We start from the raw sequence: 20,095 nt of genomic DNA, 5'->3' as shown, positions 1-20,095 counted from the left end.
GATTTGGTAGCGGACATCGCTACCGTTTTTCACTGGCCGCCGCCGGTGATGTACGCGGAGTCTCTGACGGACGTGCTGGAGTGGCGGCATAAAGCGATGCAGCGTAGCGGAGCCGGTGACGATGAGTGACACAAACCTGCGGCTGCAGGTGGTATTAAGCGCGGTTGATAAAATCACGCGCCCCTTTCGCAGCGCGCGCGACGGCTCTAAGGAGCTGTCGGCCGCGCTGAAGGCCAGCAAAGACGGCCTGAAATCCCTTAACGAGCAGGCGGGCCGCATTGACGGATTCCGCAAAACCCGCTCACAGCTTGCCGTTACCGCCAACAACCTGAAGGCCGCCCGCGAGGAAGCGGCGCGCCTTGCCGTGCAGTTTACCGAAACGAACAGGCCCACGGCGCAGCAGGCCAGACTGCTTGAGCAGGCAAAGAACCGCGCCAGCCAGCTGCAGCAGACCTACAACGGCCTGCGCCTGTCGGTGCAGCGCCAGCGTGAGGCGCTGAACGCGGCGGGCATTGATACAAAACAGCTGAGCGAGGCACAGCGCCGGCTAAAAACGGACGCGCAGGCGGCAACCGGGGCAATCGAACGCCAGCAGGCAGAGCTGCGCAAGCTCGGCGAGCGCCAGCAGAAGATACGCGACATCCAGGCACGGCATGAAAAGCTGACCGAGACGCGCAATAAGCTGGCCGGTAACGGCGCGGGCATGGTGGCAACCGGCGTAGCTACCGGCGCGACCCTGATGGCCCCGGTGCGCGCCTATGCGGATTCGGAGAACGCCGCGACGCAGCTGGCCGCCTCCATGATGGGACCGGGCGCTAAGGTGCTGCCGGAGTATGAAAAAATCAACAGGCTGGCGGTGAGCCTGGGCGACAAGCTGCCCGGCACCACGGCGGACTTTCAGAACATGATGACCATGCTGCGCCGCCAGGGCATGAGCGCGCAGGCGATCCTGGGCGGGCTGGGTGAGGCGACGGCCTATCTCGGCGTACAGCTGCAGATGGCCCCGACCGATGCGGCGGAGTTTGCGGCGAAGCTGCAGGACGCCACGCAGACCAGCGAAAAGGACATGATGGCGCTCACCGACATCATTCAGAAGGGATTTTATGCGGGCGTGGATTCGGAAAACATGCTGCAGGGCTTTTCTAAAATCGGCAGCGCCATGGACATCATCAAAAAGAAAGGGATCGATGCGGCGAGAGAATTTGCGCCCCTGCTTGTGATGGCTGATCAGCAGGGCATGGACGGCGGCTCGGCAGGTAACGCTTACCGCAAGGTGCTGCAGGCCATGATGGACAACAAGAAAATCAAAGGGGTGAACGAAGACCTTAAGGGCACGGGGGTGAAATTTGATTTCACCAACGGCAAAGGAGAATTTGCCGGTATTAAGAAAATGTATGCGCAGCTGGATCAGCTCAAGGCGCTTAGTACCGAGAAGCGGCTGCGGACGCTCAAAGATATGTTTGGCGACGATGCGGAAACGCTGCAGGTGCTAAACAACATGATTACTAAAGGGCTTGACGGGTACAGGGAAACCGCAGCGAAGCTCGACAACCAGGCGTCTCTGCGGGAGCGCGTTGACGCCTCATTAAAGACGCTGTCAAACCGCTGGGATGCGGCGAGCGGCTCGTTTACTAATGCAATGGCTGCAATTGGTGAGACGGTCGCGCCAGTGCTTAAACAGGTGGCCGACTGGCTGGGAAATCTCGCTGGCGCATTAGGCTCGTTTGTAAAACAGCACCCGCAACTGACGGCGGCGCTGTTCAAGATAGCGGCGGGATTTGCCATCGTGACAGCAGGGATAGGTGCGGCGTTGCTGGTCTTTGCGTCAACAATCGGCCCCATGCTGCTAATGCGTATGCTTATGAACAAGACGGGCCTTCAGGCGTTTAGTTCTTTTGGCCTCATGCGTAAGGCTATTGGCCTTGTCGGTAATGGCGTGCTGTGGCTGGGGCGGCTGATGATGGCGAACCCCATTCTGGCCGTGATCGGGCTGATTGCCATGGGGGCCATATATATCTGGCAGAACTGGGACACGCTGGGGCCGAAGTTTGCCGCGCTGTGGGATGGCATCAGCACCAAAGTCAGCAATGTTTGGACGGCGATCCGCACCTACATCAGCACCAAATGGGATGAAATCGTGGCCGACGTGAAGGCGCTGCCCGCACGCTTTAAGGAAGCTGGCTCGCAGATGATTGATGGCCTGCTGGCAGGCATCAGCCAGAAATGGGATGCGCTCAAAAGCAAGCTGTCCTCGCTGACTGATTACCTGCCGGACTTTCTAAAGCCCGGCAATGACAAGCCAGGCGCACCGGCGCAGCCAGCCCGACCACGCCCGGCGCAGGTAACGGCAGACGGGAAAGTGGCGCTGCCGCCGGGCGGCTTCCCGGCTTTTCCGAGGATGTACGACACCGGCGGGCATATTCCGTCCGGGCAGTTCGGCATCGTCGGGGAAAACGGGCCGGAAATTGTAAACGGCCCGGCCAACATAACCAGCCGCCGCCGCACTGCCGCGCTGGCCGCCTCTGCCGCGCTGGCGATGGGCATGGCCGCAACGCCAGCGGCTGCGCGTCCACTACATCCGATGAGCCAGCCCGCGCAGGCATACCGGCAGGAAGCGGCACGACCGCAACCGGTGGCCAGTATGTCGCCCGTGACCGTTAATGCCTCTATCACGATCATGCAGCAGCAAGGGCAGAGCGCGCAGGACGTGGCGGACGAGGTTATGCGCAGACTTGAGGCAAAAGAGCGACAGGCGAAGGCCCGCGCCCGCAGCAGCTACCACGACAGAGAAGGTATTGAATAATGATGATGACGCTGGGGATGTTCGTTTTCATGCTGCAGACGGTCCCTTATCAGGAGCTGCAGATCCAGCGCAGCTGGCGGTTTCCGTCAAACAGTCGCGTAGGCATGCGCTCGTCCCTCCAGTATTTGGGGCCGGATAATGAAACGCTGACGCTTTCGGGCGTTCTGCTGCCAGAGATAACCGGCGGCAGGCTGTCACTGCTGGCGCTGGAGCAGATAGCAGAGCTGGGGCGCGCATGGCCGCTGATAGAGGGAAGCGGCACTATTTACGGCATGTTTGTGATCGAGAGCCTGAGCCAGACCAAAGCGGAATTTTTCAGCAGTGGCGTCTGCCGGCGCATTGAGTTCACGCTCACCCTGAAGCGCACCGACGAAACGCTGGGCGAAATGTTCGGCAGTCTGAGCGATCAGCTCTCAGCCATAAAGGGCGCGGCGACGGACGCAGCGGGTAAAGTTACCAGCATGATGGGGGGGCTGCTTTCATGAGCGCCACGAAATGGATAAACGGGCAGGCAAATTCCCCTTCTTTCAGGCTGACGCTTGAAGGCGCGGACATCACGCAGAAGATTGAGAAGCGTCTTATGAGTCTGACGCTCACAGATAACCGGGGGTTTGAGGCTGACCAGCTGGACATCGAGCTGGACGACGCAGACTGCCAGCTTCTGCTGCCTCGCCGGGGCGTCTCTCTGTCGCTGGCCCTCGGCTGGCAGGGTGAGGCGCTTTTTCCGAAAGGCACCTTTATCGTGGACGAAATTGAGCACTCCGGCACGCCTGACCGGCTGACCCTGCGCGCGCGCAGCGCCGACTTCAGGCAGACGCTCAATACAAAGCGTGAAAAATCATGGCACCAGACTACCGTGGGCGACATCGTGAAAGACATCGCAGGCCGCCACAAGCTGAAGATCGCCCTGGGTGATGATGTGGCGAAGATGGCCGTAGATCACCTTGATCAGACCAACGAGTCAGACGCCAGCTTTCTGATGCGCCTGGCGAAACAGTCAGGCGCGATAGCCTCTATCAAAAACGGCAATCTGCTGTTTATACGTCAGGGGCAGGGAAAAACGGCCAGCGGTAAGGCGCTGCCGGTGATCACCATTCAACGCAAGGACGGCGACAGCCACCGCTTTACCATGGCTGACCGCGACGCCTACACGGGAGTAATTGCCAGCTGGCTGCATACCCGTGAACCGACAAAAAAACCGGTAGCGAAAGTAAAGCGCAGGCGGAAAAAGACGACAAAGAAAAAAGAGCCAGAAGCTAAACAGGGCGATTACCTGATCGGAACGGATGAAAACGTCCTGGTGCTGAGCCGCACCTATGCAAACCGGGCCAATGCAGAGCGCGCGGCCAAAATGCGATGGGAGCGCCTGCAGCGCGGAGTTGCGTCGTTTTCTATACAGCTGGCTCGCGGCCGGGCAGATCTCTATACCGAAATGCCGGTACAGGTGAGGGGCTTCAAGCAGCAGATAGATGCGGGCGAATGGATTGTTACGACGCTTACGCACAGCCTCAGTGCGGACAGTGGCTATACAACAAGCATTGATCTTGAGGTCAAAATCGACTCATTAGAAATGGAATAAGAAGTATCCCAATTGGGGTTTTTTGTGTATTATCCACCCAAAATGAGATTGGGGGCTGGGTTATGATGAATTGTCCATTGTGTGGGAATGCGGCCCATACGCGTAGTAGCTTTCAAGTTTCTAAGACAACGAAGGAGCGCTATAACCAGTGCCAAAACATCAATTGTGGTTGCACCTTCAAGTCCCATGAAACAGTGGCAGAAATTATAATGAATCCGGGCAAGGTCAAGCCTGCCCCTCCGCATCCTGACAGAACACTTCAGGGCGCGCTCTGGTTATAAATAAGAACCCGCTAATGCGGGTTTATTTTTGAATCAAAGACTTTATATACACTTCAGACTCATTCATATTCATTGGCGCTAACTTCTTGCATTCAGCGCCGCCTCCGTTCATTACCACTTCCTGATCCTGAGAAGAGTTTAAAACTACAACTTTCTTAATCAGGGAAGGTTGCCAGCTTTTCCCAACATATTGCGTATCGCACATCCCGCGAAAAAATGAGGTAGCAATTTCTTCATTAACGGTAGGTTTTGTGATGGTCATTGAAAGCACACCATTCTCCAGGGAGGACGAAGAGTGTTGATAGACGTTAATCACTTCTTGTACTGGCTTCGGCACCTCTTCAGCCAGGGCGCTGAGGGAAGCGAACAGGGTAAGCGCGAAAGCGGTTTTTTTCATGTTATGAGCCTCAGACTAAGGATTAGGCAAAAAATCTGCTGCCATTTTGCTGCCAATGGTCTCGCGGCAAACAAAAAAGCCACCGATAAAAGGTGGCTTAACTCAATGATTTTAAATCTTAAATTTGGTGGCCCCTGCTGGGTTTGAACCAGCGACCAAGCGATTATGAGTCGCCTGCTCTAACCACTGAGCTAAGGGGCCAGCGGAGCGGGGATTATAATGTATCTGTTTCAGGCGATCCAGCACTCATCCGCCGGATGCTCAAAAATCCTCCAGCGCATGAGTGCTTGATTAAACTAAATATTTCCAGAACACGCGGCCCGCTTTCAGCTATTCCCTCCAGTAAAAGCGGGTAAGCAAACCCGCTCTGGCCCGCCTCTTATCTGGTTCTTACCCTCGCTTTCACCTTAAAAGCATCAGGCTCTCAGTCGCGATAGCGCGACGCCGACTGGTTCAGCGAAAGATAGGGCAGCATCGCGCCGCGCGCCCGGTCATACTCCTGCCACAGCGCTATCTCTTCCAGCGCCGGGATGGTCACCGCTTCGCCCGCTTCCAGTCCCGCCAGTGCGGCATCCACCATCTCTTCCACTTCCATAATCATACCGGCCGGCAGCTCATCAATCGACTTACCGGAGCGGTCGAAGATCTCGGTTCGCGTAGCGCCTGGCAAAACCGCCTGCACCTGCACGCCGCTGTTCTCCAGCTCGCGCTGCATCGAGCGGGTCAGGGTCAGCACAAAGGATTTGCTGCCGTTATAGGCGCCGTTGAACCGCTCATGCATCAGCGCCAGCACCGAGGCGACATTGATAATCACACCGCGTCCGCGCGCGCGAAACGCATTGGCTGCCGCATGGGCCAGGCGGGCAGGGGCGATGATGTTGAGCGCCAGCATGGTCTCAATGCGATCGATATCGGCATCAATAAACTCGCCGTCCACGCTCATACCGGCGTTATTCGCCAGCAGCGTAATCGCGGGGTTGTCCCGCAGCTCTTGCTCAACGCGCCGCAGATCGCCCGCATCAGTCAGATCGGCGCGCAGAATACGCGCCTCAATCTGATGCTGCTGCTGCAGCGTCTGCGCCAGCGTCTCCAGCCTCGCCTGGTCGCGCGCCACCAGGATCAGATCGTAGCCGCGCGCCGCCAGGCGTCGAGCGTAGGTGGCGCCGATGCCGCTTGATGCGCCGGTAATTAAAGCAAAGCCTTGTGATGATGCTGACATGGTGAACCTCTGTTGTATGATGGTTGTCATATTTGTAGTTAATATGACGACCATCATATTCACCGTCAAGCTGGAATATGATGGTCGTAATAATTACTATCAATGGCAGAACATATCAGCGAGAAAAAAAGCGATGGATAAACAGAGCCACAAGGCGCGCACGCGACAGCGTATCCTTGATGAGGCGGCGCGGGTGATGCGCGAATGCGGCACGGAAAGCATCGGCGTGGCGGCGCTGATGAAGCGCGTCGGGCTGACGCACGGCGGCTTCTATGCGCACTTTGACTCCCGCGAGGCGCTGGTGCAGGCGGTTATCGCCGAAATGTTTACCGACTCAGCGCAGCGCATGGCGTCGCTGTGGCAGGGCACCGATCCGGCCACGCGGCTGGGCGCCCTGATTGACTATTACCTGTCAGAAGCGCATCGCGACTGCCGCGCCGAGGGCTGCCCGGTGCCCGCGCTGGTCAGCGAGGTCGGTCATCTGCCAGAAGAGGCGCAAGCTATTTTTACCCAGGGCGTGACCTCGATGCTGCAGCGGTTAGGCGAACTGCTCGCTGAGCTGGGACAGCGCGACGCCGAGGCGCTCGCCAGCAGCCTGCTGGCTGAAATGGTCGGCGCGCTGGCGCTGGCGCGCGCCTGTCCCGATAAGGCGCTCTCCGCGACCATGCTGGCGCGCAGCAGGCAGGCGCTGAAGCGCCGCACCGGACTGGAGCAGGCGGCATGAGCGAGCACAACATCAGCGACATTATTGCGCCCGGCCTGAAGGTGCTGTTCTGCGGCATTAATCCCGGCCACTCGACTGCGCACACCGGCTATCACTTCGCCCACCCCGGCAACCGCTTCTGGAAGGTGCTGCATCTGGCGGGTTTTACCCGAGAGCAGCTCAAACCTGAAGAGGAGCAGCGGCTGCTGGAGACCGGCTGCGGCATTACCATGCTGGTAGAGCGTCCCACCGTGCAGGCGAACCAGCTGGCGGCTGAGGAGCTGCGCGACGGCGGCGCGCGCCTGACCGATAAGGTGCTTAACTACCAGCCGCGCATGCTGGCGATCCTCGGCAAAGACGCCTTTAAGCGCGCCTTTAATCAGCGCAAGGTGGAGTGGGGCTTACAAGGCATTTTTATGGGCAAAACCCAGGTCTGGGTGCTGCCCAATCCCAGCGGCCTTAACCGCGCCTCTCTTGACGAGATCGTCGCGGCCTACCGACAGCTCTATGATGCGCTGCAGCAGGATGTGGAATAGAACGCGAGGCAGAAAAGAGGCAATAAAAAACCCCGGCAGGCCGGGGTTTTTTTAACGCTAATGCAATCAGTCGTCCAGGAAGCTACGCAGCACTTCCGAGCGGCTCGGATGGCGCAGCTTGCGCAGCGCTTTCGCCTCAATCTGACGAATACGCTCACGCGTAACGTCGAACTGTTTGCCCACCTCTTCCAGCGTATGGTCGGTGTTCATATCGATACCGAAACGCATGCGCAGCACTTTGGCTTCGCGTGCGGTCAGGCCCGCCAGCACGTCATGGGTAGCGGAACGCAGGCTCTCGGAGGTCGCAGAGTCGAGCGGCAGCTCCAGCGTGGTGTCTTCGATAAAGTCGCCCAGATGCGAATCTTCGTCGTCGCCAATCGGCGTCTCCATAGAGATAGGCTCTTTAGCGATTTTCAACACCTTGCGGATCTTGTCTTCCGGCATCAGCATGCGCTCGGCCAGCTCTTCCGGCGTCGGCTCGCGGCCCATCTCCTGCAGCATCTGGCGCGAAATACGGTTGAGCTTGTTAATGGTCTCAATCATATGCACCGGAATACGGATGGTACGCGCCTGGTCGGCGATAGAGCGGGTGATCGCCTGACGGATCCACCATGTCGCATAGGTCGAGAACTTGTAGCCGCGACGGTATTCAAACTTATCAACCGCCTTCATCAGGCCGATGTTGCCTTCCTGAATCAGGTCGAGGAACTGCAGACCGCGGTTGGTATATTTTTTCGCGATTGAAATCACCAGACGCAGGTTCGCTTCCACCATCTCTTTCTTCGCACGACGCGCTTTGGCTTCGCCGATAGACATGCGACGGTTGATATCTTTAACCTGCTCGATGGTCAGGCCGGTCTCTTCTTCGATCTGATGCAGCTTCTGCAGGCAGCGCATCACATCTTCTTCCACTTCTTTCAGCTTCTCTGACCAGGGTTTATTCATGGCCAGCGCGGCTTTGAACCAGCTCTCGCTGGTCTCGTTGCCGGTAAACAGCGTGATGAAGTTTTTCTTCGGCATTTTGCATAGTTCAACGCACAGCTTCATGATGATGCGCTCTTGCGTACGCACGCGCTCCATCATCTCGCGCATGTTGTTCACCAGGTAGTCGAACTGCTTCGGCACCAGGCGGAACTGCTTAAAGACGTCAGAAAGGTTTTGAATCTCTTTGACTGCGTCAGCATGGCTGCGACCTTTGCTCTTGATAACAAGGCGGGTCGTTTCATACTGCGTGCGCAGCTCGACGAATTTCTCGCGCGCCAGTTCCGGATCGATAGAGTTATCGTCATCGGAGCTGTCGTCTTCGCTCTCTTCGTCTTCATCTTCGTCGTCGTCGCGGTCTTCCTGAGACAGCTCAGAGCCGACGTGGGTGGCGGTAGGCGCCAGATCTTCTTCAGCGTTTGGATCCACAAAGCCGGTGATCAGGTCGGAGAGGCGAGATTCGCCCGCTTCGACTTTGTCGTACTGCTCCAGCAGATAGGTAATGGCTTCCGGATATTCCGCAACCGAACACTGTACCTGGTTGATACCGTCTTCGATGCGCTTGGCGATGTCGATTTCGCCTTCACGCGTCAGCAGCTCAACGGTACCCATTTCGCGCATATACATGCGCACCGGGTCGGTGGTGCGGCCAATTTCAGATTCTACGCTGGATAACACCTGAGCGGCGGCTTCCGCGGCATCTTCGTCAGTATCGGCGCTGTTTTCGTTCAGCATCAGATCGTCGGCGTCAGGGGCTTCTTCCACCACCTGAATACCCATATCGTTAATCATCTGGATGATGTCTTCGATCTGATCGGAGTCGACGATATCTTCCGGCAGATGGTCATTGACCTCAGCATAGGTCAGATAGCCTTGCTCCTTACCACGGGTGACAAGCAGCTTAAGCTGTGACTGCGGGTTTTGCTCCATAAGACGGTATCCACACTTCTGTTAATTAGATTGGTGTCGGTCGGCAGCGAGCCAACTATAACAGTGAAGGCGTTGTATTATTGCCGCTGCCTTCGTCGCGGCCAGGGCTTTTGCCCCTCATATATCGGCACTTAAGCCGCTTTGTATTCTGTTCGAGGCTACGCCTCTTACTGTGCGTACAGGGCTCTCTCGACGGCCCTGCTGGCAATGCGCTCTGAACTGGCTGGCTTTATCGCCCCAGTGTTGCTAACGGCGCGCTGTGTCATGCCAGACTCGTTGCGTCTCCGGGCTGGCTTATCGCGTCGCTGAGCCTCGGCTTGCGGCGCATTGCCCCAGAAACGAATGGGTCAGAGATGCGCCTTTGACTACGCGCAACATTCTGACCCAGTTAAAATTTTACTTTTTCGCCAGTGCCTGGCTTAAGGTCCAGAATTCACGGCGCTCTTCCGCGCTTAAACCCTGGGTGCGATCGCGAGCGATCAGCTCCTCCAGACGCTGTTCAAGCGCGGCGTCGTAAATACTCGCCAGCGAATCATGAAACACCGCTTCAACTTCCTCATCCACTATCATGTGGTTCCACGTGGCTAAGGTTTCAAGCGTCTGACTAAAATTTGTCCCGCGATATAACTCTAGTAGCTGTCCGGTAGTCAATCCAGGATTCTCAGTGCAACGGCTGACTAATTCAGCAAACAGCGGTAAGCCCGCCATTTTTACCTGCGACAGCCCCTCAAGCGTGGGCACCAGCGTCGCCAGCTGTGGGTTTTGCACCAGCAGCGCCACCAGCACGCGCATCGTGGTGCGCTTTAACGGCGGCGCCGTCGGTGCCGCACCGCTGGGTGCCTGCTTCGGCATCAGCTTCTCTAACTGGTTATCGTCAAGAATGCCGAGTTTATTACCCAGTTCCTGACGCATATAGATGCGCAGCGTCTCGCCGGGGATCTGGCTAATCAGCGGCAGCGCCAGCGTGCTCAGGCGCGCTTTACCGTCGCGCGTGCTCAGATCGACCTGCGGCAGCAGCGAGTCGAACAGGAAAGAGGAGAGCGGCATCGCCTGCTCCATACGCGCTTCAAACGCCTCTTTTCCCTCTTTACGCACCAGCGTGTCGGGATCTTCGCCGTCGGGCAAAAACATAAAGCGTAGCTGACGTCCGTCATTCATGTAAGGCAATGCGGTTTCCAGCGCGCGCCAGGCGGCTTCCCGACCCGCGCGGTCGCCGTCGTAGCAGCAGATCACGGTATCGGTGCTGCGGAACAGCAGCTGAATATGCTCTGCCGTCGTGGAGGTACCCAGCGACGCCACGGCGTAATCGATGCCGAACTGCGCCAGCGCCACCACGTCCATATAGCCTTCCACCACTAGCAGGCGGGCAGGCTGCGGATGATTCTTCTGCGCTTCATAGAGGCCATAAAGCTGACGGCCCTTATGGAAAATCGGCGTTTCCGGCGAGTTCAGGTACTTGGGCGTCTCGTTGCCCAGCACGCGGCCGCCAAAGCCAATTACGCGTCCGCGCTTATCGCGAATTGGAAACATGACGCGCTCGCGAAAGCGGTCATAGGTGCGGCCCTTATCGTTGGAAACCAGCATGCCGGCCTCCATCAGGGACTCGCGATCGTCTTTATTGCCGCCGAAGCGCTTTAAGACGTTATCCCAGCCCGGCGGCGCGAAGCCGATGGCGAAATGCTCAATCACTTCAGCACTTAAGCCGCGGTTGCTGAGATAGTCACGCGCCGATCGCGCACTGGCGTGCGTCAGGCTCTGCTGATAAAAACCGTTAAGGCTCTCCATCAGCTGATAGAGGCTCTGGCGCTGGTGGCGCTCTATCTGGCTCGGGCCGCTGCCCGCTTCGTAGGGCACTTCCAGACCATGCTGCGTCGCCAGCTCTTCGATACTCTCGACAAATTCCAGCCGATCGTAATTCATCAAAAAGTCGATGGCGTTGCCGTGCGCGCCACAGCCGAAACAGTGATAAAACTGCTTCTCGCCGTTTACGGTGAAAGAGGGGGTTTTTTCATTGTGGAAGGGACAACACGCGTGGAAGTTCTTACCCTGCTTTTTCAGCTTAACGCGGGCATCGATAAGATCCACGATATCCGTGCGGGCAAGCAGATCATTGATAAAGACGCGCGGGATTCTTCCAGCCATAAGCCCCAGTTTTTCAGCTCATAAACGGCAACAAGCCGCGCTTCCTTTCGGAAAGCACGGCCTCTTACTTGACTCTGTCTGCGTTTAACACGCGGTGGAGGCGAACCTCCGGAAGAACTTAGTACAGACGAGTGCGGCGTGCGTTTTCGCGAGCCAGTTTCTTGGCGTGACGCTTAACTGCAGACGCTTTAGCGCGCTTACGTTCTGTGGTCGGTTTTTCATAGAACTCACGACGACGAACTTCAGCCAGAACGCCTGCTTTCTCGCAGGAACGCTTGAAGCGACGCAGTGCTACGTCGAATGGCTCGTTTTCACGTACTTTAATTACCGGCATGTAACTCTCACCTCGATAAAATTCGGTTTTTGCTGCTGACTGCGGCGTCAGCACATTTCAAAATGGTGCAGCATTTTACTCCAACACGAGTCGGTTTGTAAAGCACCATGGACAATTAAGAACCAACAGGAGCGTTTGCCGATGCGGCTGCCGGTTTTTTTCAAGGGTGCGGAGTATAGCGCACTCTTTGCGCGCCACGGAATCACTTTTTACAGCGAAAGCGTCGACGAACGCAGGCGTTGCTATGCTACACTGCGCGCCGCAAGTAAGAGGTAAGCGCTATGCGAATTCTGGGTATTGAAACATCCTGCGATGAAACCGGCATCGCAATCTATGATGACGAAGCGGGCCTGCTCGCCAATCAGCTTTACAGCCAGGTGAAACTGCACGCCGATTACGGCGGCGTGGTGCCGGAACTGGCGTCGCGCGATCACGTGCGCAAAACCGTGCCGCTGATTCAGGCGGCGCTGAAACAGGCAAACCTGCAGCCGCAGCAGATCGACGCCGTCGCCTATACGGCGGGGCCTGGCCTGGTCGGCGCGCTGCTGGTCGGCGCCACCATCGGCCGGTCGCTCGCCTTTGCGTGGAAAGTGCCCGCGGTTCCGGTACATCATATGGAAGGCCATCTGCTGGCGCCGATGCTGGAAGAGAATCCGCCGCAGTTCCCGTTTGTGGCGCTGCTGGTGTCGGGCGGCCATACCCAGCTGATTAGCGTCACCGGCATCGGCGAATATGCGCTGCTGGGCGAGTCGATCGACGACGCCGCAGGCGAAGCCTTCGACAAAACCGCCAAGCTGCTTGGGCTGGACTATCCCGGCGGCCCGATGCTGTCGAAAATGGCGCAGCAGGGCGTGGCAGGACGGTTTACCTTCCCGCGTCCGATGACCGATCGCCCCGGCCTCGACTTTAGCTTTTCCGGCCTGAAGACCTTCGCCGCGAATACCATTCGCGAGAATGCGGACGACGCGCAAACCCGCGCCGATATCGCCCGCGCCTTCGAGGACGCGGTGGTCGATACCCTGATGATCAAGTGTAAACGCGCGCTGGAGCAGAGCGGATTTAAGCGGCTGGTGATCGCGGGCGGCGTCAGCGCCAACCGGACGCTGCGCGAGCGTATGGCGCAGATGATGCAGGCGCGCGGCGGCGAGGTCTTCTATGCTCGTCCTGAGTTCTGCACCGACAACGGCGCAATGATCGCCTATGCAGGCATGGTGCGGCTGAAGGGCGGCACGCGCGGCGGGCTGGGCGTCAGCGTACGGCCGCGCTGGCCGCTGGCGGAACTGCCGGCTATCGAAAGTCATTAAGGTAAAAATGCGATTTTCCTTGCGGGCAGCAGCTAATGCTCGCAAGCGGGTGGGGCGGGCCAGGCTGGCAGGTGTGCCCTCTGTGCAATCGGGCCGTCTCACCCGCGTCTGCCGCTGGCCGTTCAGACCGAGCCGGCTTTATTCCTTCTCTTCGCGCGCTTTCCTGCGCTTCCAGATTTTACTCTCCTGACCGCGCCACAGCCGCTGAATATTGTCGTGATGACGTAGCAGAATCAGGCATGACAGCATCGACACCGGAAAGGTGAACTGCGGCTTAAACCACCAGACGTAGAAGGGCGCAATCAGCGCGCTGACGATGGCACCCAGCGACGAATAGCCGCTCAGCAGCACCGTCAGCAGCCAGGTGCCGGTCATCAGCCCGGTTAGATCCCAGCCAATGGGTGCGATGGCACCGAGGGCGGTAGCGACCCCTTTGCCGCCGCGAAAGCGAAAAAAGACCGGATAGATATGGCCGAGACAGGCGGCGATGGCGGTCAGGCCAAGATAAAGCGGGGCGAGATGCAGCAGATAGGCCAGCCAGACCGGCACCATGCCTTTAAGAATATCGAAAATCAAAACGCAGGCCGCAGCGGCTTTACCGCCGATGCGCAACACGTTGGTCGCGCCAGGATTGCCTGACCCCTGCGTCCGCGGATCGGGCAGTCCGGCGATTTTGCAGACCAGAATGGCGCTCGAAATCGAACCGCAAAGATACGCGAAAAAAATCATACCAGGCGCGATAGCACTCATATTACCGTACCGTTTCCTTTAGGGTCGTTTTGTCTTCGTTAACCGTGGATAATACGCATTATATGCCGGAAGTGGTATCCGGCTTAGCCAAAAACAGAGACTGTCATCATGGATATCGTTTTTATCGAGCAACTCACGGTGTACACCACCATTGGCGTTTACGACTGGGAACAGGGCATTCAGCAGAAGCTGGTGCTCGATGTCGAAATGGCGTGGGACAATCGGCTGGCGGCGCGCAGCGACGATGTTAATGACTGTCTGAGCTACGCCGACGTCTCTGAGGCGATCCTCACCCACCTGAGCGGCACGCGCTTTGCGCTGGTGGAGCGGGTAGCGGAGGAAATCGCGGACCTGCTGATGACCCGTTTCAGCACGCCAGGGGTGCGTATCAAAGTCGCCAAACCGGGCGCGGTGGCGCAGGCAAACCAGGTGGGCGTGCGCATTGAGCGCGGGACTATTCCTAAATGATTAGCTTGTGATTGCCATCACAATGAAACCAAACCAAATTATTGTCTGTCATAACTGGCGCCCTTGCGGAGTGAAACGTGAAGGCCGCCGAAAGCCTTAAGGTTTCCCTCAGGCAGGCGATGGCAAAATTTCAGGCGGAAGCAGACTCGCGACCGCCTTTTTAATGGGTTTAAAACGGATATAAGGAAAATTTGATGGCAGATATTCATCAGCTTTGGGTAGCTGCAATCCTGGGCATCGTGGAGGGGCTAACTGAATTCCTGCCTGTCTCCTCCACGGGGCACATGATTATTGTCGGCCACCTGCTGGGTTTCGAAGGCGATAAGGCGGAAACCTTTGAGGTGGTGATCCAGCTCGGGTCCATACTTGCCGTGGTGGTGATGTTCTGGCGTCGTCTGTTTGGATTAATCGGCATTCACTTCGGCCAGGTCAGGCATGAGGGCGTTGGTCGTGGCCACCTGACGCTGATCCATATTCTGCTGGGTATGGTCCCGGCGGTGGTGATTGGGCTGGTGCTGCATGACCAGATCAAAACGCTGTTTAACCCGATCAACGTGATGTACGCGCTGGTGGTCGGCGGCGTGCTGCTGCTGGTGGCGGAATACCTGAAGCCGAAACAGCCAAAAGCGGTCGGCATTGACGATATTACCTATCGCCAGGCCTTTATGATCGGCTGCTTCCAGTGCCTCGCGCTCTGGCCGGGCTTCTCTCGCTCAGGCGCCACGATCTCTGGCGGTATGCTGATGGGCGTCAGCCGCTACGCGGCGTCGGAGTTCTCTTTTATCCTCGCCGTGCCGATGATGATGGGCGCCACCGGCCTCGATCTCTATAAAAGCATCGGCTTCCTGACGATGAACGATTTGCCGATGTTCGCCGTCGGCTTTGTTACCGCCTTCGTGGTGGCGCTGATTGCGATCAAGGCCTTCCTTGAGCTGATCAAACGTATCTCGTTTGTCTCTTTCGCTATCTACCGCTTTATCGTTGCGGCAGCGGTCTACGCTATCTTTATGTAACCTCTGCGCGGCCAGCTATCAGGCTGGCCGCATCTCGGCAATGCCCTGCGCCACGGCGGCGATACGGCGTCGCGTCAGCTCCTCTCGCACCTCTGCACCTTTGAAACCCGCCTCGATAACCGCTTTGGTCGGCACCGCCTGCGCCAGCGCGAACGCCTGACGCAGATAGTCGCCCTGCGGATAGGCCATGCTCTCAAGGCCAGCGCGGCCGCGCGCGTCCGCTTCGCTGGTCAGCGCGATTTGCTCAACCCGATGGGGCTTGCGCCAGGCGTCGATGCGATCGAACAGCGCCACTAAAGCGTCCGCCGACTGACGTTCGATGGTATGCACCACATCGTGAAATTCCGTGACGATCAGCGCCAGATCGCGAATGGCGTTCGGCACGCGCAGGCGCTGGCAGAGCGCCTCCACCAGCGGCACGCCCGCCGCGCCGTGGCCGTGATGGCTTGGCCACTTCTCCGGCGGCGTCAGCGCTTTACCGACGTCGTGGAACAGGGTGGCGAAACGCACATCGACCTCGTCCGACAGCGATGCCGCCAGCGTGAGCGTCATCAGGGTATGGACGCCGGTGTCGATCTCCGGGTGCCACTTTGCCGGCGCGGGAATGCCGAACAGCCTGTCAAGCTCCGGGAACAGCACCTCAAGCGCGCCGCAGTCGCGCAGCGTCTGGAAATAGACCTGGGGATTGCGCGAGGTCAGCGCCTTCTCTGTCTCTTTCCAGACGCGCTCGGCGGTAAGGTGGCTCAGCTCGCCGCTGGCCGCCATCTGGCGCATCAGCGCCTGGGTCTCATCGGCGATGCGGAAGTTAAGGTGCGCAAAACGCGCGGCGAAACGCGCCACGCGCAGCACGCGCAGCGGATCCTCGTTAAAGGCGTCGGAGACGTGGCGCAGCAGACGCGCCTGCAGATCGCGCTCGCCGTGAAAGGGATCGATCAGCTCGCCATCTTCCCTCTGCGCGATGGCGTTAATGGTCAGATCGCGGCGCTGCAGATCCTGCTCCAGCGTCACGTCGGGCGCGGACCAGGTGACAAAGCCGGTATAGCCGTTGCCGCTTTTCCGTTCGGTACGCGCCAGCGCGTACTCTTCACGGCTTTGCGGATGCAGAAAGACCGGAAAATCGCGACCAACCTGCTGAAAGCCCTGCGCCAGCATCGCCTCCGGCGTCGCGCCGACCACAACCCAGTCCCGGTCTTTAACCGGCAGTTTTAACAGCGCATCGCGAACGGCGCCGCCTACTAAATACGTCTTCACTCAACAACTCCAGAGATAATAAAAAGGCGCGCCGGAGGGCAGATCCGCCGCTAAAGATTCAGCGCGCTTGTTGCTCTATTGTTGCACACAATGGCCAGATTGCAGGCATGGCGAAAAGGGCATCAAAGGATGCCCTCGGCGTGCGGAAGGTAAAACGCGGAAAAAACCTAGTTCATCCAGCGATCTTTTTTCTTACGGCGCGGCACCATATGCGGCAGCACCAGACCCAGCAGCAGGCCGACGCCCAGCACGCCGCCGCCATACATAAACCACTGCATGATGATGGTGCGCTGCTTGTCGTCCAGCTGAACGTTGGCCGCGTTAACCTTTTTCTGCGCCACGATCAGCTCGTTTTTCAGCTTCTGGTTCTCTTCTTTCAGCCCGTTGATAACGCTGTCGCTGTTGGCGACTTTGTTCTGCATCTCGGCGGTGCGCTGGTTCCAGCTGTTGTCGATATTGCCCAGCTTCGCGGTCAGATCTTTGACCTGCTGCTCCAGCTGCGGCACGCGGGTGCGCAGGCTCGGCTCGGCGCTGAGCTGCGACAGCGGGATCCAGACGGTGCGGCCTTCTGAATCGCGGATCTGGCCGTAGTTGGTGTCACTGTTGGTCTGCACCAGCTGCACTTCTTCCCCCGCGTTCAGCTTGCCGAGCAGGCGATATTGATCGCCCGGTCCGCTGCGAACCCAGGTGGATAATTCGTCGGAGATGTAGCGCTTTTCATCTGCATGGGCTGGTGCGAGCGTGCTGATAGCCAGCAAGGTAAGGCCTGCGATTACAATTTTTTTCATTCGATGTCGTTTTAGCTTGGGGGTCTGTAAATTTACCGGCACAGTCTGGAACCGCCTCGCATAAATCTGAATGAGAACTATCCTGGTCTCATTTCCCTGCGAAAAGGGTAGCGAAAGCGCAAAGAAAGCAGAGACAGCCCGCCTTCTGTGCATTACTCTTCGCCAGATAATCCTCGTAAGTGCCAGCAGCGTATTGAATAAAAAATTATGACCATCGAAATCGAACTAAAGTTCATTGCCACGCCTGACGCCGCCAGCAAGCTGGCGCAGACTCTCGCCGGTTTTCCGCACCAGCACCAGGCCGCGCGCGCGTTAAGCAACATCTATTTTGAGACAGATGACAACCAGCTGCGTCGCTGGGATATGGGCCTGCGCATTCGCGGCGTTGACGGCCAGTATGAAATGACGCTGAAGACCGCCGGGAAAACGCTCGGCGGCCTGCATCAGCGCGCGGAATATAATATCGACCTGCCTGAAGCGAAGCTGGATATCGCGCGGCTGCCTGCCGACGTCTGGCCGCAGGGCACCGACGTCGCCGCGCTGCAGCAGCGTCTGCAACCCCTGTTCAGCACCCATTTTCAGCGCGAGACCTGGCTGGTTCAGGCAGGCGAAAGCGAAGTGGAAGTGGCCTTCGATCGCGGCTCGGTCGCCACGGAGACGCTGAGCGAAGATCTGGTTGAGGTGGAGCTGGAGCTGAAAAGCGGCCAGCGCGGCGACATGATGACCTTCGCCCGCGAGCTGATCGCCATCGGCGGCCTGCGTCTCGGCAGCCTGAGCAAAGCGGCGCGCGGCTATCATCTGGCGCAGGGCAATCCGCCGCGTCTTCTGCGTCCGTTCCCGCTGCTGAAAGCCGCGCCGAAAGCGACGGTGGAAGAGGGGATGGTGGCCGCGATGTCGAGCGCCCTCAGCCACTGGCAATATCATGAAGAGGTGTGGCTACGCGGCAACGCCGAGGCGCAGCGCAGCGTTGTCGAAGCGCTGGAAGCGCTGCGTCAGGCCTTCTCGCTGTTCGGCGCCCTGGTGCCGCGCAAGGCGAGCAGCGAGCTGCGCCAGAAGCTCACCACGCTGGAAGAGATCCTCGCCGAGCCGGTTAAAGATGCGCAGGCGCTGAGCTTCTCGGCGCTCTCCGTAGAGACCCAGTTAGCGCTTACTCACTGGCTGGTGGAGTCGCAGTGGCGGCGCTGGATCGATGCAAAAAGCCAGGCGAAGCTCGACGGCTCCTTTAAGCGCTTCAGCGACATCATGCTGAGCCGCATCAACGCCGATCTTAAAGAGACCTTCAGCGACGTACAGCTGCTTAATGAATATCACGACAAGGCGACGCGCCTGTCGCGTCAGCTGCTGGCGGTGCATCTGCTGGCGGGTGCCTACCCGGTAGAAGCCGTTTCCGTCTGGCTGGCGCCCTGGCAGCAGCTGCAACAATCCATTGCGCAAAACCAGGAGCACTGGCTGAAATCGCTGGCGAGCCAGGCGATTCGCCAGCCGCCTTTCTGGCTGAACAGCAGTACGCCACGATGATCTGACCCATCAGGGAGAGAAGACGTTGTTAGAGTTACCCGCTGAGTTACAGGCGCAGGCGGTCAGCGCGGCCGAGCGCCTTGGCGTCGCCGCCGATGCCCTAACCGACGCGCAGCGTGCCGCGCTGGCGTTCAGTGATTTCATCGTCGAGAACCTGCAACGTCATCCCGACTGGTGGCAGGCGATCCAGCAGCAGCCACCGCAGCCGGAGGAGTGGCAGCACTACGCCCGCTGGCTGGATGACGATATCGCCACGGTGGACAGCGAGGCGGCGCTAATGCGTGCGCTGCGGCTGTTCCGACGCCGCATGCTGGTGCGTATCGCCTGGATGCAGTGTCTGGGGGAGGCCAGCACTGAACAGAGCCTGCAGCAGCTCAGCGTGCTGGCGGAGGCGCTGATCGGCCGCGCGCGCGACTGGGTATACCAGGCGTGCTGCCAGGACTTCGGCACGCCCTGCAACAGCGCGGGCGAGCCGCAGCCGATGCTGATCCTCGGCATGGGCAAGCTGGGCGGCGGTGAACTCAACTTCTCTTCCGATATCGATCTGATCTTCGCCTGGCCGGAAAACGGCGCGACGCGCGGCGGCCGACGCGAGCTGGATAACGCGCAGTTCTTTACGCGCATGGGGCAGCGGCTAATCAAGGTTCTGGATCAGCCCACCATGGACGGCTTCGTCTACCGCGTCGATATGCGGCTGCGTCCTTTCGGCGACAGCGGCCCGCTGGTGCTGAGCTTCGCCGCGCTGGAGGATTACTATCAGGAGCAGGGCCGCGACTGGGAGCGCTATGCGATGGTCAAGGCGCGCCTGATGGGCGACGACCAGGATCGCTGGAGCCAGGAGCTGCAGCAGATGCTGCGCCCCTTTATCTATCGGCGCTATATCGACTTCAGCGTGATTCAGTCGCTGCGCAATATGAAAAGCATGATCACCCGCGAAGTGCGGCGGCGCGGGCTGACCAACAATATCAAGCTGGGCGCGGGCGGCATTCGCGAAACCGAATTTATCGTGCAGGTCTTTCAGCTGATACGCGGCGGACGTGAGCGCTCGCTACAGCAGCGCTCCCTGCTGCCGACGCTATCCGCTATCGGCGAGCTGGG

Annotated in this window: 20 protein-coding genes and 1 tRNA gene; 12 read left to right on the top strand and 9 right to left on the bottom strand. The window is 58.7% G+C overall.

Translation table 11 applies throughout. From position 1 onward, the window contains the following. Nucleotides 1-3 precede the first annotated feature (3 nt). From MHZ97_RS18835 to MHZ97_RS18815, 5 genes are all read left to right on the top strand, one after another. Nucleotides 4-129, top strand: a complete 126-nt coding sequence (locus MHZ97_RS18835) for a GpE family phage tail protein (RefSeq protein ID WP_224481611.1) — start codon at nucleotides 4-6, stop codon at nucleotides 127-129. Then, entirely contained in the window at nucleotides 122-2,803 is a 2,682-nt protein-coding gene (locus MHZ97_RS18830; RefSeq protein ID WP_239315427.1) for a phage tail tape measure protein, read from the top strand. Before MHZ97_RS18835 ends, MHZ97_RS18830 begins: the two co-directional genes overlap by 8 nt. Beyond that, the gene (locus MHZ97_RS18825) at nucleotides 2,803-3,288 is read left to right on the top strand and encodes a phage tail protein (RefSeq protein ID WP_239315428.1); all 486 of its coding nucleotides are present in this window, start codon (nucleotides 2,803-2,805) and stop codon (nucleotides 3,286-3,288) included. Before MHZ97_RS18830 ends, MHZ97_RS18825 begins: the two co-directional genes overlap by 1 nt. Next, nucleotides 3,285-4,382 carry a phage late control D family protein gene (locus MHZ97_RS18820; protein ID WP_239315429.1) on the top strand — a complete coding sequence of 366 codons (1,098 nt, stop codon included), beginning with the start codon at nucleotides 3,285-3,287 and terminating at the stop codon, nucleotides 4,380-4,382. Before MHZ97_RS18825 ends, MHZ97_RS18820 begins: the two co-directional genes overlap by 4 nt. A 62-nt stretch (nucleotides 4,383-4,444) precedes the next feature. Continuing rightward, nucleotides 4,445-4,663 (top strand): ogr/Delta-like zinc finger family protein, encoded by a 219-nt coding sequence (locus MHZ97_RS18815; RefSeq protein ID WP_072051019.1) that lies wholly within the window; start codon nucleotides 4,445-4,447, stop codon nucleotides 4,661-4,663. A 22-nt stretch (nucleotides 4,664-4,685) separates the two neighbouring features. On the opposite strand, the gene MHZ97_RS18810 is transcribed toward MHZ97_RS18815, so the two are convergent. The 3 genes from MHZ97_RS18810 to MHZ97_RS18800 form a co-directional block, all read right to left on the bottom strand. Continuing rightward, entirely contained in the window at nucleotides 4,686-5,060 is a 375-nt protein-coding gene (locus MHZ97_RS18810; protein WP_239315430.1) for a hypothetical protein, read from the bottom strand. A gap of 125 nt (nucleotides 5,061-5,185) precedes the next feature. Continuing rightward, a tRNA-Ile gene (locus MHZ97_RS18805) sits at nucleotides 5,186-5,261 on the bottom strand. Nucleotides 5,262-5,484: 223 nt separating this feature from the next. Beyond that, nucleotides 5,485-6,279, bottom strand: coding sequence for an SDR family oxidoreductase (locus MHZ97_RS18800; RefSeq protein WP_239315431.1), 795 nt, complete (start codon nucleotides 6,277-6,279; stop codon nucleotides 5,485-5,487). Between the two features lie 133 nt (nucleotides 6,280-6,412). Between MHZ97_RS18800 and MHZ97_RS18795 the strand changes: the two genes are divergently transcribed. Together MHZ97_RS18795 and mug are read left to right on the top strand one after the other, a co-directional pair. Next, nucleotides 6,413-7,003 carry a TetR/AcrR family transcriptional regulator gene (locus MHZ97_RS18795; protein ID WP_239315432.1) on the top strand — a complete coding sequence of 197 codons (591 nt, stop codon included), beginning with the start codon at nucleotides 6,413-6,415 and terminating at the stop codon, nucleotides 7,001-7,003. After that, entirely contained in the window at nucleotides 7,000-7,518 is a 519-nt protein-coding gene (mug, locus tag MHZ97_RS18790) for a G/U mismatch-specific DNA glycosylase (protein ID WP_239315433.1), read from the top strand. The genes MHZ97_RS18795 and mug overlap by 4 nt, the downstream gene beginning before the upstream one ends. A 66-nt stretch (nucleotides 7,519-7,584) precedes the next feature. Here the strand turns inward: mug and rpoD are convergent, their stop codons facing one another. The 3 genes from rpoD to rpsU all read right to left on the bottom strand — a co-directional run bounded on the left by rpoD (nucleotide 7,585) and on the right by rpsU (nucleotide 11,905). Continuing rightward, complete coding sequence (gene rpoD, locus MHZ97_RS18785; protein ID WP_033752514.1) at nucleotides 7,585-9,429, bottom strand: RNA polymerase sigma factor RpoD; 1,845 nt, start codon at nucleotides 9,427-9,429, stop codon at nucleotides 7,585-7,587. A 396-nt stretch (nucleotides 9,430-9,825) separates the two neighbouring features. Next, nucleotides 9,826-11,571 carry a DNA primase gene (gene dnaG, locus MHZ97_RS18780; RefSeq protein ID WP_103794628.1) on the bottom strand — a complete coding sequence of 582 codons (1,746 nt, stop codon included), beginning with the start codon at nucleotides 11,569-11,571 and terminating at the stop codon, nucleotides 9,826-9,828. 118 nt (nucleotides 11,572-11,689) lie between these two features. Continuing rightward, on the bottom strand, nucleotides 11,690-11,905 hold the full coding sequence (gene rpsU, locus MHZ97_RS18775) for a 30S ribosomal protein S21 (protein WP_001144069.1): 216 nt from the start codon (nucleotides 11,903-11,905) through the stop codon (nucleotides 11,690-11,692). A gap of 281 nt (nucleotides 11,906-12,186) precedes the next feature. Between rpsU and tsaD the strand changes: the two genes are divergently transcribed. Next, nucleotides 12,187-13,209 (top strand): tRNA (adenosine(37)-N6)-threonylcarbamoyltransferase complex transferase subunit TsaD, encoded by a 1,023-nt coding sequence (tsaD, locus tag MHZ97_RS18770; RefSeq protein ID WP_103794629.1) that lies wholly within the window; start codon nucleotides 12,187-12,189, stop codon nucleotides 13,207-13,209. Nucleotides 13,210-13,347: 138 nt separating this feature from the next. Here the strand turns inward: tsaD and plsY are convergent, their stop codons facing one another. Next, nucleotides 13,348-13,959: a glycerol-3-phosphate 1-O-acyltransferase PlsY gene (plsY, locus tag MHZ97_RS18765; RefSeq protein ID WP_103794630.1), complete on the bottom strand. Its 612-nt coding sequence runs from the start codon at nucleotides 13,957-13,959 to the stop codon at nucleotides 13,348-13,350. Between the two features lie 108 nt (nucleotides 13,960-14,067). On the opposite strand from plsY, the gene folB reads away from it, so the two are divergent. Together folB and bacA are read left to right on the top strand one after the other, a co-directional pair. Beyond that, nucleotides 14,068-14,427: a bifunctional dihydroneopterin aldolase/7,8-dihydroneopterin epimerase gene (gene folB, locus MHZ97_RS18760; protein ID WP_033752500.1), complete on the top strand. Its 360-nt coding sequence runs from the start codon at nucleotides 14,068-14,070 to the stop codon at nucleotides 14,425-14,427. Nucleotides 14,428-14,621: 194 nt separating this feature from the next. Then, nucleotides 14,622-15,440, top strand: a complete 819-nt coding sequence (bacA, locus tag MHZ97_RS18755) for an undecaprenyl-diphosphate phosphatase (protein WP_103794631.1) — start codon at nucleotides 14,622-14,624, stop codon at nucleotides 15,438-15,440. Between the two features lie 18 nt (nucleotides 15,441-15,458). On the opposite strand, the gene MHZ97_RS18750 is transcribed toward bacA, so the two are convergent. After that, the gene (locus MHZ97_RS18750) at nucleotides 15,459-16,691 is read right to left on the bottom strand and encodes a multifunctional CCA addition/repair protein (protein WP_103794632.1); all 1,233 of its coding nucleotides are present in this window, start codon (nucleotides 16,689-16,691) and stop codon (nucleotides 15,459-15,461) included. Nucleotides 16,692-16,858: 167 nt separating this feature from the next. After that, the gene (locus tag MHZ97_RS18745; protein WP_103794633.1) at nucleotides 16,859-17,479 is read right to left on the bottom strand and encodes a TIGR04211 family SH3 domain-containing protein; all 621 of its coding nucleotides are present in this window, start codon (nucleotides 17,477-17,479) and stop codon (nucleotides 16,859-16,861) included. Nucleotides 17,480-17,686: 207 nt separating this feature from the next. On the opposite strand from MHZ97_RS18745, the gene MHZ97_RS18740 reads away from it, so the two are divergent. Then, nucleotides 17,687-18,997 carry an inorganic triphosphatase gene (locus MHZ97_RS18740; RefSeq protein WP_239315434.1) on the top strand — a complete coding sequence of 437 codons (1,311 nt, stop codon included), beginning with the start codon at nucleotides 17,687-17,689 and terminating at the stop codon, nucleotides 18,995-18,997. Between the two features lie 25 nt (nucleotides 18,998-19,022). Continuing rightward, nucleotides 19,023-20,095 (top strand): bifunctional [glutamate--ammonia ligase]-adenylyl-L-tyrosine phosphorylase/[glutamate--ammonia-ligase] adenylyltransferase (gene glnE / locus MHZ97_RS18735; RefSeq protein ID WP_239323813.1); only part of this gene is annotated, 1,073 nt, incomplete at its 3' end.

Origin of the sequence: Pantoea sp. ACRSC (assembly GCF_022346785.1) — a bacterium.
Classification (GTDB): Bacteria; Pseudomonadota; Gammaproteobacteria; order Enterobacterales; family Enterobacteriaceae; genus Pantoea; species Pantoea alvi.
Note: the sequence above shows the minus strand (reverse complement) of the source record. Positions and strands in the feature narration are given on the sequence as shown.

Excerpts from the sequence above, each read along its gene's own strand:
- MHZ97_RS18830 (WP_239315427.1), top strand. The coding sequence starts at position 122 with ATGAGTGACACAAACCTGCGGCTGCAGGTGGTATTAAGCGCGGTTGAT.
- MHZ97_RS18825 (WP_239315428.1), top strand. The coding sequence starts at position 2,803 with ATGATGATGACGCTGGGGATGTTCGTTTTCATGCTGCAGACGGTCCCT.
- rpoD (WP_033752514.1), bottom strand. The coding sequence starts at position 9,429 with ATGGAGCAAAACCCGCAGTCACAGCTTAAGCTGCTTGTCACCCGTGGT.
- tsaD (WP_103794629.1), top strand. The coding sequence starts at position 12,187 with ATGCGAATTCTGGGTATTGAAACATCCTGCGATGAAACCGGCATCGCA.
- dnaG (WP_103794628.1), bottom strand. The coding sequence starts at position 11,571 with ATGGCTGGAAGAATCCCGCGCGTCTTTATCAATGATCTGCTTGCCCGC.
- MHZ97_RS18740 (WP_239315434.1), top strand. The coding sequence starts at position 17,687 with ATGACCATCGAAATCGAACTAAAGTTCATTGCCACGCCTGACGCCGCC.
- rpsU (WP_001144069.1), bottom strand. The coding sequence starts at position 11,905 with ATGCCGGTAATTAAAGTACGTGAAAACGAGCCATTCGACGTAGCACTG.
- folB (WP_033752500.1), top strand. The coding sequence starts at position 14,068 with ATGGATATCGTTTTTATCGAGCAACTCACGGTGTACACCACCATTGGC.
- mug (WP_239315433.1), top strand. The coding sequence starts at position 7,000 with ATGAGCGAGCACAACATCAGCGACATTATTGCGCCCGGCCTGAAGGTG.
- bacA (WP_103794631.1), top strand. The coding sequence starts at position 14,622 with ATGGCAGATATTCATCAGCTTTGGGTAGCTGCAATCCTGGGCATCGTG.
- MHZ97_RS18820 (WP_239315429.1), top strand. The coding sequence starts at position 3,285 with ATGAGCGCCACGAAATGGATAAACGGGCAGGCAAATTCCCCTTCTTTC.
- MHZ97_RS18745 (WP_103794633.1), bottom strand. The coding sequence starts at position 17,479 with ATGAAAAAAATTGTAATCGCAGGCCTTACCTTGCTGGCTATCAGCACG.
- MHZ97_RS18800 (WP_239315431.1), bottom strand. The coding sequence starts at position 6,279 with ATGTCAGCATCATCACAAGGCTTTGCTTTAATTACCGGCGCATCAAGC.
- MHZ97_RS18815 (WP_072051019.1), top strand. The coding sequence starts at position 4,445 with ATGATGAATTGTCCATTGTGTGGGAATGCGGCCCATACGCGTAGTAGC.
- MHZ97_RS18795 (WP_239315432.1), top strand. The coding sequence starts at position 6,413 with ATGGATAAACAGAGCCACAAGGCGCGCACGCGACAGCGTATCCTTGAT.
- plsY (WP_103794630.1), bottom strand. The coding sequence starts at position 13,959 with ATGAGTGCTATCGCGCCTGGTATGATTTTTTTCGCGTATCTTTGCGGT.
- MHZ97_RS18810 (WP_239315430.1), bottom strand. The coding sequence starts at position 5,060 with ATGAAAAAAACCGCTTTCGCGCTTACCCTGTTCGCTTCCCTCAGCGCC.